This window comes from Nocardia sp. NPDC004260, from assembly GCF_053603155.1.
This window is the reverse complement of sequence record NZ_JBSGEZ010000057.1, coordinates 40,819-49,328: the sequence shown is the minus strand read 5'-3', so window position 1 is coordinate 49,328 and position 8,510 is coordinate 40,819. Positions and strand designations below refer to the sequence as shown.

11 protein-coding genes are annotated in these 8,510 nt (G+C 70.2%); 5 read left to right on the top strand and 6 right to left on the bottom strand.

Features of this window, described 5'->3' with window-relative positions; genetic code table 11:
* Window positions 1–119: 119 nt before the first annotated feature.
* The gene (locus ACWEO7_RS27885; protein ID WP_452427493.1) at window positions 120–572 is read right to left on the bottom strand and encodes a hypothetical protein; all 453 of its coding nucleotides are present in this window, start codon (window positions 570–572) and stop codon (window positions 120–122) included.
* Window positions 573–635: 63 nt separating this feature from the next.
* Between ACWEO7_RS27885 and ACWEO7_RS27880 the strand changes: the two genes are divergently transcribed.
* On the top strand, window positions 636–950 hold the full coding sequence (locus tag ACWEO7_RS27880; RefSeq protein ID WP_452427491.1) for an imine reductase family protein: 315 nt from the start codon (window positions 636–638) through the stop codon (window positions 948–950).
* A gap of 37 nt (window positions 951–987) precedes the next feature.
* Here ACWEO7_RS27880 and ACWEO7_RS27875 read toward each other — a convergent pair whose 3' ends face one another.
* The 5 genes from ACWEO7_RS27875 to ACWEO7_RS27855 all read right to left on the bottom strand — a co-directional run bounded on the left by ACWEO7_RS27875 (window position 988) and on the right by ACWEO7_RS27855 (window position 4,862).
* Window positions 988–2,709 carry an urease subunit alpha gene (locus ACWEO7_RS27875; protein ID WP_452427489.1) on the bottom strand — a complete coding sequence of 574 codons (1,722 nt, stop codon included), beginning with the start codon at window positions 2,707–2,709 and terminating at the stop codon, window positions 988–990.
* A 60-nt stretch (window positions 2,710–2,769) separates the two neighbouring features.
* A complete protein-coding gene (locus ACWEO7_RS27870; RefSeq protein WP_452427487.1) occupies window positions 2,770–3,081 on the bottom strand; it encodes an urease subunit beta in 312 nt (103 codons plus the stop codon).
* Window positions 3,082–3,130: 49 nt separating this feature from the next.
* A complete protein-coding gene (locus ACWEO7_RS27865) occupies window positions 3,131–3,433 on the bottom strand; it encodes an urease subunit gamma (RefSeq protein WP_039797870.1) in 303 nt (100 codons plus the stop codon).
* A gap of 76 nt (window positions 3,434–3,509) precedes the next feature.
* Window positions 3,510–3,899 carry a PaaI family thioesterase gene (locus ACWEO7_RS27860; protein ID WP_450024665.1) on the bottom strand — a complete coding sequence of 130 codons (390 nt, stop codon included), beginning with the start codon at window positions 3,897–3,899 and terminating at the stop codon, window positions 3,510–3,512.
* Window positions 3,900–4,154: 255 nt separating this feature from the next.
* Window positions 4,155–4,862 (bottom strand): hypothetical protein, encoded by a 708-nt coding sequence (locus ACWEO7_RS27855; RefSeq protein ID WP_452427485.1) that lies wholly within the window; start codon window positions 4,860–4,862, stop codon window positions 4,155–4,157.
* Between the two features lie 148 nt (window positions 4,863–5,010).
* On the opposite strand from ACWEO7_RS27855, the gene ACWEO7_RS27850 reads away from it, so the two are divergent.
* From ACWEO7_RS27850 to ACWEO7_RS27835, 4 genes are all read left to right on the top strand, one after another.
* A complete protein-coding gene (locus ACWEO7_RS27850) occupies window positions 5,011–6,039 on the top strand; it encodes a FecCD family ABC transporter permease (RefSeq protein ID WP_452427483.1) in 1,029 nt (342 codons plus the stop codon).
* Window positions 6,036–7,127 (top strand): FecCD family ABC transporter permease, encoded by a 1,092-nt coding sequence (locus ACWEO7_RS27845; protein ID WP_452427481.1) that lies wholly within the window; start codon window positions 6,036–6,038, stop codon window positions 7,125–7,127. The genes ACWEO7_RS27850 and ACWEO7_RS27845 overlap by 4 nt, the downstream gene beginning before the upstream one ends.
* Window positions 7,124–8,023, top strand: a complete 900-nt coding sequence (locus ACWEO7_RS27840) for an ABC transporter ATP-binding protein (RefSeq protein WP_452427479.1) — start codon at window positions 7,124–7,126, stop codon at window positions 8,021–8,023. The genes ACWEO7_RS27845 and ACWEO7_RS27840 overlap by 4 nt, the downstream gene beginning before the upstream one ends.
* 71 nt (window positions 8,024–8,094) lie before the next feature.
* Entirely contained in the window at window positions 8,095–8,487 is a 393-nt protein-coding gene (locus tag ACWEO7_RS27835; RefSeq protein WP_039797864.1) for a BlaI/MecI/CopY family transcriptional regulator, read from the top strand.
* Window positions 8,488–8,510 lie beyond the last annotated feature (23 nt).

Here is an 8,510-nt window from a genome sequence, read left to right as displayed (position 1 = left end):
AACTGAAGCGACACAACCGACTCCGCCTCACCCACCGACCGGTTCGCAAATTTGACGACCAGGTCAAACCCTTATGTGAGCGGCATTGCACCTAGTTCTCGGACCCGTTCCTACGCCCCTCATCGGATCCGGCGTTCGCACTCCTCGAAATCGGCTCCGCTTCGGAGGCAGTCGTAGAGTCCGCTCTGCACGTCGCCATTGGTGGGCGGCTCGCCGCAGAGAACACCGCATCGCTGATAGTTGGGGACGGCGGTGCCGTCGGGCCAGTGGCAGGCATCGCCGTCGCACGTGTAGCCGCGCGTATTGGGGTCGCGCGGGATCGGATTCCGGCTGAAGGACCACACGGACGCGTCAGTGTTCTGTACCTGCGTGCAGTAGACGGTCCGGCCGTCGGCGAGGCGGCCCACCGCACCGGGATCCTGGCAGTAGTCGTTCAAGGCGACCGTGACACCGCCGTCGGACGGCAGCGGCGCGGCCGCGGAGGTCACGAACATCGCAGCCAGAAACGTCCCCGCGCCGACAACACCCGTCAGCACCCGACGCGCCGCCTTACGCTCGCCCGGTCGAGGCATGCGTCCCTCCCTTGCTCCAGATCCAGCGGACTATACGCCCGGGGACAGGCCTGCGGCGAGCAAGTGCCGGCTCTGCGTCACCCGCAGCACGGCACTCTCGTCGTACTCGCGGTAACCGTTCGCGCCGCGTTCCGTTCCAGCAGGCCCTGGGCCTATGCCGAGCTGATCGACGCCAACTCCTTCCCTGCCGAAGTATCGGCCCTGGAAACCGACGCGCGGGCGATGGCGCATCTGATCGAGGAGAGCGAAGCGGTCGGCATCAACGCCGAACTGCCGAAGTTGATCAAGGCGATGGCCGACCGCTCGATCGCCGCGGGACACGGTGGGGAGCAGTATCCCGTGCTGATCGAGGAGTTCGGCAAGCCCGGCGAGGACTGACCCATCGGTCGAACCCGCCGACCCGTACCCGCGCCGGTCAGAACAGGAAATAGCGCTGGGCCATGGGCAATTCGGTGGCGGGTTGTTCGCGCCAGACCTCGCCGTCGATGCGGACGGTGAAAGTGTCCGGCTCGACTTCGATGCGCGGCATGGCGTCGTTGTTCGGCAGATCGGTCTTCCGCACGCCACGGACGTCGCGGACCGGAACCAGTCTGCGCCGGACCCGCAACCGGTCGGCGAGGCCGTCCTCGATCGCCTGCTCGGAGACGAAATGCAGTGAGGTCGCGGCGGCGGCCGCCGGTGCGGCGCCGAACATGGGGCGCGGCAGCACCGGCTGCGGCGTGGGGATGGAGGCGTTGGCGTCGCCCATCGCGGCCCAGGCGATCGCGCCGCCCTTGAGGACGGCATGCGGGCGGACACCGAAGAACGCGGGCTCCCACAGCACCAGATCGGCGAGCTTGCCCACTTCGACCGACCCGATCTCGTGGTCCAGGCCATGCGCGACGGCCGGGCAGATGGTGTATTTCGCGACGTAGCGCTGGACCCGGGCGTTGTCGGCGGCGCCGTCGCCCGGCAGCGCGCCGCGGCGGCGCTTCATCACGTGCGCGGTCTGCCAGGTGCGCAGCACCACCTCCCCGATGCGGCCCATGGCCTGCGAATCGCTGCCGATCATCGAGATGGCGCCGAGGTCGTGCAGCAGGTCCTCGGCCGCGATGGTGGAGGGGCGGATGCGGCTTTCGGCGAAGGCCAGATCCTCCGGGATCGACGCGCTCAGGTGGTGGCACACCATGAGCATGTCCAAGTGCTCGTCGAGGGTGTTGATCGTGTGCGGGCGAGTCGGGTTGGTGGAGCTGGGCAGCACGTTGGGATGGGCGGCGACGGTGATGATGTCGGGCGCGTGTCCGCCGCCCGCGCCCTCGGTGTGGTAGGCGTGGATGCCGCGGCCCGCGATCGCCGCGAGGGTGTCCTCGACGAAACCCGCCTCGTTCAACGTGTCCGAGTGCAGCGCCACCTGCACCCCGGCCGCCTCGGCCACGGTGAGGCAGGCATCGATCGCGGCGGGCGTGGAGCCCCAGTCCTCGTGCAGCTTGAAACCGGATGCGCCCGCGCGCAATTGCTCCCACAGGGCCTCGGCGCTGACGGTGTTACCCTTGCCGAGCAGCACGATGTTCACCGGCCAGCCGTCGGTGGCCTCCAGCATGCGCGCCAGATGCCACGCGCCGGGCGTCACGGTGGTCGCCTTGCTGCCCTCGGCCGGGCCGGTGCCCCCGCCGATGAGGGTGGTGATACCGCCGCCGAGCGCCTCCTCCAACAGCTGCGGGCAGATGAAATGCACGTGACAGTCGATCCCGCCCGCGGTGAGGATGCGGCCGTTGCCGGAGATCACCTCGGTGGACGGCCCGACGACCAGGTCCGGGTGCACCCCGGTCATGGTGTCGGGGTTGCCCGCCTTGCCGATCGCGCTGATCCGTCCGTCGCGAATACCGACGTCCGCCTTGATGATTCCCCAATGATCGATGATCACCACGCCCGTGATCACGGTGTCGGGAGCGCCCTCGGCGCGCGTCGCTCGGGACTGGCCCATGGATTCGCGCAGGACCTTGCCGCCGCCGAACACGGCTTCGTCGCCCGCGCGCCCCGGTCCCCCGCTGCGGTCCTCGGTGATCTCGATCAGCAGATCGGTGTCCGCCAGACGAATCCGGTCGCCCGTCGTCGGTCCGAACAGTTCGGCGTACCGCGCCCGGCTCAGCTCACTCATCGCGTCCTACCTCCTGAGCCCGCGTACACCGCGCAGCCCCGTTCCGGGTCCGCACACGCACTAGCCATCGAGACGGCCCGGTGGGGTCGGGCTGATTCCGTGCACCTCGCGGGCGCCGCCCAGCGGCACCAGCAGTACCCGTTGCCCGAGACCGGGCTCGAAGCGCACCGCGGTCCCGGCCGGGATGTCGAGGCGGTGGCCGTGCGCGGCCGCGCGGTCGAACTCCAGCGCCGCGTTCGCCTGCGGGAAATGCACATGGCTGCCGACCTGCACCGGCCGGTCGCCGGTGTTGACCACGTCGAGTTCGAGGCGCCGCGCGCCCACGTTCAGTTCGATGACGCCCTCGGCGCAAAGGTATTCGCCGGGGATCACGCCGGGCCTCGGTCCGGCTCGGGGGCGCTCGCAAACCGCATACGCCCGCCTATCCGATCGGGTGGTGCACGGTGACGAGCTTGGTGCCGTCCGGGAAGGTCGCCTCGACCTGGACGTCGGGGATCATCTCCGGCACACCTTCCATCACGTCGTCGCGGGTGAGGACCGTCCGTCCCGAGGACATCAGGTCCGCGACGGTGCGCCCGTCCCGCGCGCCTTCCAGCACATGGTCGGTGATCAGCGCGACCGCCTCGGGATGGTTCAGCTTGAGTCCGCGCGCCTGCCTGCGCCGGGCCAGCTCGGCGGCGTAGCTGAGCAGCAGGCGCTCCTGCTCGTGCGGTGACAGTCGCATCCGGGCTCCTCACCGGTTCACAGTGACGGGTGACGCACATTCTGGCACGCCCGTTCCGCCGTCGCCGGTCGAGCGGTCAGGACCGATGCGGCAGATTCTGCAGTCGCACCTGACCGCGCGCCACGGTGCGGCCCTGCTCATCGGTGATGACGACCTGCCACAGCTGCTGCAGCCTGCCCCGATGCAGCGGCGTCGCCTCGCCCGTCAGGGTGCCCTCGCGCACCGCCCGCAGGAAATCGGTGTTGTTGTTCACGCCGACGACCGTGCCCTGGTCACCGAACCAGACGCCGCCGGCGACGCTGGCGAGCGTCTCGACGACGGTGCAGTACACGCCGCCGTTTTGGATGCCCGCGGGCTGGTAGAGATGCGGTTTCACGACCCACTCGCCGCGCACGCGGTCGGGGCTCAGCTCGGTGTAGCGCAGGCCGATCAGGTCGGCGAAGGTGCCTTCGCTGTAGGCGTTCATCTGCTCGGGCGTGACGTCCGCCAGCGAGCCGACCTGGCGAGTCTCCTGCTGTGTCATGTATTCACTGTCGCACAGCACCCGGCGCGCAACGCCGCGGCCTCATCCGCAGGCCAGGGCGGTGCCCAGCTGGGGACGGTCGGCACAGAGCGGCGGGCCCCACCGGAAGTGGAGCCCGCCGCGGCACGGGATCGGGGGTCGCCGCAGCCCTCGGGACTCTCGCGCGATCCGTACGCCGGACCTAAGTATAGGTCAGGCTTACCTAACTAAGCAAGAGCTCGACCGCCGCACGGGCAGCCCGCGCTCGGCCATCGCCGCCAACAAGGCTTGGCCACGACGCGCGCCGGCGACGGAATCGGTCCGCGCCAGATCGGGCACGTAAGTCGAAGCGCCCGCGACGGATTCACCGACGAGGGACCAGAACCGCCCGGCGCTCAGACCGGAGCAGCGAGTCAGGTTCCGCTGGACGACGGTCAGCGCGGGCTCGCAGCGATGCGCGAGCCAGACGTACATCGCCTCCGGGCATGGCAAGGCGACCACACCGGGTCCGCCCGCCAGCGGATCACCGTCGATCACGCGAATCGTGGTGTCCGACAAGCCCGCCCAGTCGATTCCGCCGTCGTTGTCGGTGTGGATCCAGAGGTTCTCCAAGCCGGGATCCCAGGCGCGCCCTTCCGCGACGAGCAGCGCGACCACCCGTCCGGCTATCGCGTGGATCAGCGCCGTGGCAACCACTTCCGCGGCGATGCCCGCACTGATCATCTCCGCGGCATGCCGCCGGTACATGAGTTCGACGCGCCCTTCGCGCACTCCGTCCGCCAGCTGCCACCAGCGTCGTTTGCCCTGCTCGGCGATCGCGGCGACGGCATAGACCCGCGGGTGCTCCGGTTGCAGCGCGCGCAGCCGGGCACAGGCGCGTCCGAACGCCGTCGTCGAGCGATGTGGCGTGGTGATGAGCTCGGTCATCGAACCTCCTCAGGGATCGGCTCCGTCGCGCGGCGCGGCGGACATTCGGCCATGCCCGCCCGCAGCGAAGATAGGTTAGGCTTACCAGACTTAGCAACCGTATCGCTGATTTCAGGAGCAGCTCGTCGCCGTGACTTCTCTTGCCACCGTGAGGCGGCGACGTCTTTCCGGACTTCTCGTCTCGACCGTCCTGCTGCTGCTCGCCGTGCTGGCCGGCGTGGCGGTGGGCGCCCGCTCGCTCGCGCCGGGGACCGTCTACGACGCCGTGGATCATGCGCTCACCTGCCCCGGCGGACCCTTCACCTGCGCAGCCGGTTCCACCGAGGAAGAGATCGTGCGGGGGCTGCGGCTGCCGCGCACCGCGTTGGCACTGGTCTGCGGGGCGGCGTTGGGGATCGCGGGCGCGCTCGTCCAGGGCTACACCCGCAATCCGCTGGCCGACGCCGGGTTGCTCGGACTGAACGCGGGTGCGGCGTTCCTCGCCGCGTTGAGCGTGTACCTGTTCGCCTTCGCCGCGCCGGAGCAATACATCTGGTTCGCGATGGCCGGTGCGCTGATCGCGGGGGTGGCGGTGTTCGCGACCTCTTCCGTGGGCGGCGGCAAGGCGAGCCCGCTGACCCTCGTGCTCGCGGGTGCGGCGGTCACCGCGTTCCTGCAGGCCATGACCAACGCCGTCGTGCTGTTCGACGCCGCCGCGCTGGACACCTACCGGTTCTGGGTGATCGGCGCCGTCGCCGGCCGCGACGCCGCGGTGTTCTGGCAGGTACTGCCGTTCCTGGCCGTGGGCATGTTGCTGGCGGTGCTGGCGGCGCCCGGACTGAATCTGATCGGCCTCGGCGACGACGTCGCGCGTGGACTCGGCGTGCGTGTCGGCCGCAGCCGCGCGCTCGGCCTGGCGGCCGTCGTGCTGCTGGCGGGCGCGGCGACGGCGGCGGTCGGGCCGATCGCCTTCCTCGGCCTGGTCGTCCCGCATCTGGCGCGGACGATCACCGGGCCCGACCATCGCTGGCTGATTCCCTATGCCGGGCTGCTCGGCGCGTTGCTACTGCTGATCGCCGATGTGGCGGGCCGGGTGGTGGCTCGCCCCGGCGAACTGGAGGTCGGCGTAGTGGTGGCCCTGCTCGGCGTGCCGTTTTTCCTCGCGTTCGTGCGCAGACGAAAGCTGGTGAACCCGTGACAATCTCGCTACGAACCCCGAGTGCCCGCCCCGCGCTGCGCGTCGGGCCGGTGTCGACGGTGCTGCGACCGCGGATGATCCTGATCGTCGCGGTCCTGATCGCGCTGGCGCTCGCACTGTTGTGCCTGGACGTCGCGGTGGGCGAGTCCCATCTACCGCTCGGGCGCGTGCTGGACGTCCTGACCGGCGGCGGCACCAGGGCTCAGCGGTTCATCGTGCTGGAGTCCCGGCTGCCGCGCGCGCTCACCGCGCTCGTGGTCGGCCTCGCGCTCGGGCTGGCGGGCGCCGTCACCCAGTCCATCCTGCACAACCCGCTGGCCGCGCCGGACATGCTCGGCATCACCTCGGGCGCGAGCCTGGGGGCGGTCGCGGTGCTGGTCGGCACCGGGGGCGCGAGCACCGGCCTGGCCGCTTCGGTCGGCGCGCCGGTGGCGGCCCTGGTGGGCGGGCTGCTCACCGCCGTCGCCATCTACCTGCTCGCCTGGGGACGCAACGCCACCGGCGCGTACGGCGCCACCGGGCTGCGACTGGTGCTGATCGGCGTGGGCGTGAACGCCCTGCTGACCGCGGGGATCAGCTGGCTGCTCACCCGCGCCAGCCTGGCGGATGCCCAGCGCGTGCAGTTGTGGCTGAACGGATCTCTCAACGCGGCCGACAACGCGCGCCTGGGTCCCGCGGCGATCGCCGCGGGAATCGCCGCGCTCGTCGCGCTCGCCTCCGCCCGCACGCTCGCCGCGCTGCGTCTGGGCTCCGACACCACGCGTGCGCTCGGGGTGCGCATCCAGACCCAGCATGCCGTCTTGATCGGAGCGGCGGTGGTGACCGCCTCGGTGGCCACCGCCGCTGTCGGGCCGGTCGGTTTCGTCGCCCTCGCCGCGCCGCAGATCGCACGACGCCTGCTGCGCACACCGGGCGAGCCGCTGGTCGGCGCCGCGGTGACCGGCGCCATCCTGGTGGTCGGCGCGGATGTCGCGTCCCGCACGGCGTTTCCGGTCGACCTACCCCTCGGCGTCGTGACCGCGGCATTCGGCGGGCCGTTCCTGCTGTACCTGCTCGTGCGTATGAACCGGAAGGCGACGCTGTCATGACGATCGCGGACATCACCACCTCTGACGCCACGGAGCGGGCGAGCGCTCCTGCACACCGGCTCGGCGCCGAGGCGGTCACTCTCGGCTACGGCGACCGGGTGATCGTCGACGGGCTGAGCTTGACCGTCACTCCCGGCGTCGTCACGACCGTCATCGGGCCGAACGGTTGCGGGAAGTCCACCCTGCTGCGTTCGCTCGGCCGCCTGCTGCGCCCGCGAGAAGGCCGAGTGTTGTTGGACGGCAAGGCTATTTCGACGATGAAGACCAAGGACGTCGCCCGCATCGTCGGCATGCTGCCGCAGTCGCCGGTCGCCCCGGAAGGGCTCACCGTCGCCGATCTGGTCGCCCGTGGACGCCACCCGCACCAGTCCTGGTTCCGGCAGTGGTCGGGAACCGACGAATCCGAGGTGACGACCGCGCTGGAACAAACCGGGAGCGCCGACCTCGCCTGCCGCCCGCTCGATGAGCTGTCCGGCGGCCAGCGCCAGCGCGCCTGGATCTCGATGGTGCTGGCCCAGGGCACCGACATCCTGCTGCTCGACGAGCCGACCACCTATCTGGACCTGGCGCACTCCATCGAGGTGCTCGACCTGGTGGACCGGTTGCACGCCGATCTCGGCCGCACCGTCGTGATGGTGCTGCACGATCTCAATCTCGCGATCCGCTACAGCGACCAGCTGATCGTCATGCGCGACGGACGCGTCGTCGCCGCGGGCGCCCCCGGCGAGGTGGTGTCGGTCGAGCTGCTGCGCGAAGTGTTCGACCTGGATGCCAGGGTGCTGGAGGACCCGGTGTCGGGCCGCCCGATGATCGTGCCGATCGGCGCCAGGCACGTGCGCGGAAAGGTGGGCGGACCCGCTGCCACAACGCCCGAGACCGCGCCGTATGAGAAATGACACACCAGCTATTCCATAGTTACGACACCCTGTAGTACGCATCCTCGTCGTTGAGTACCTAAAATTAGGGAATGGCAGGTCTTGGTGAACTCGAGAAAGCGGTCATGGACCAGTTGTGGTCGGCCGACGAACCACAAACGGTCCGGCAGGTGCACGAGGCGCTCGCCGCACGCCGTGAGCTCGCGTACACCACGGTGATGACCGTGCTGCAACGCCTCGCGAAGAAGAACCTCGTGGTCCAGCGGCGCGACGACCGCGCGCACCGCTACGCGCCGGTGCACACCCGCGACGAACTCGTGGCCAGCCTGATGGTCGACGCCCTGCAACAGGCCGACGCGGCGGGCAGCCGTGCCGCGGCCCTGGTGCACTTCGTGGAACAGGTCGGCAAGGACGAGGCTGCCGCTCTGCGCGAAGCACTCGCTAAGCTCGAAGCAACCGAGGACTCGGCGCCCCCGCCGCAGTAGACTCCTCGGGCGCCCTGGCCCCA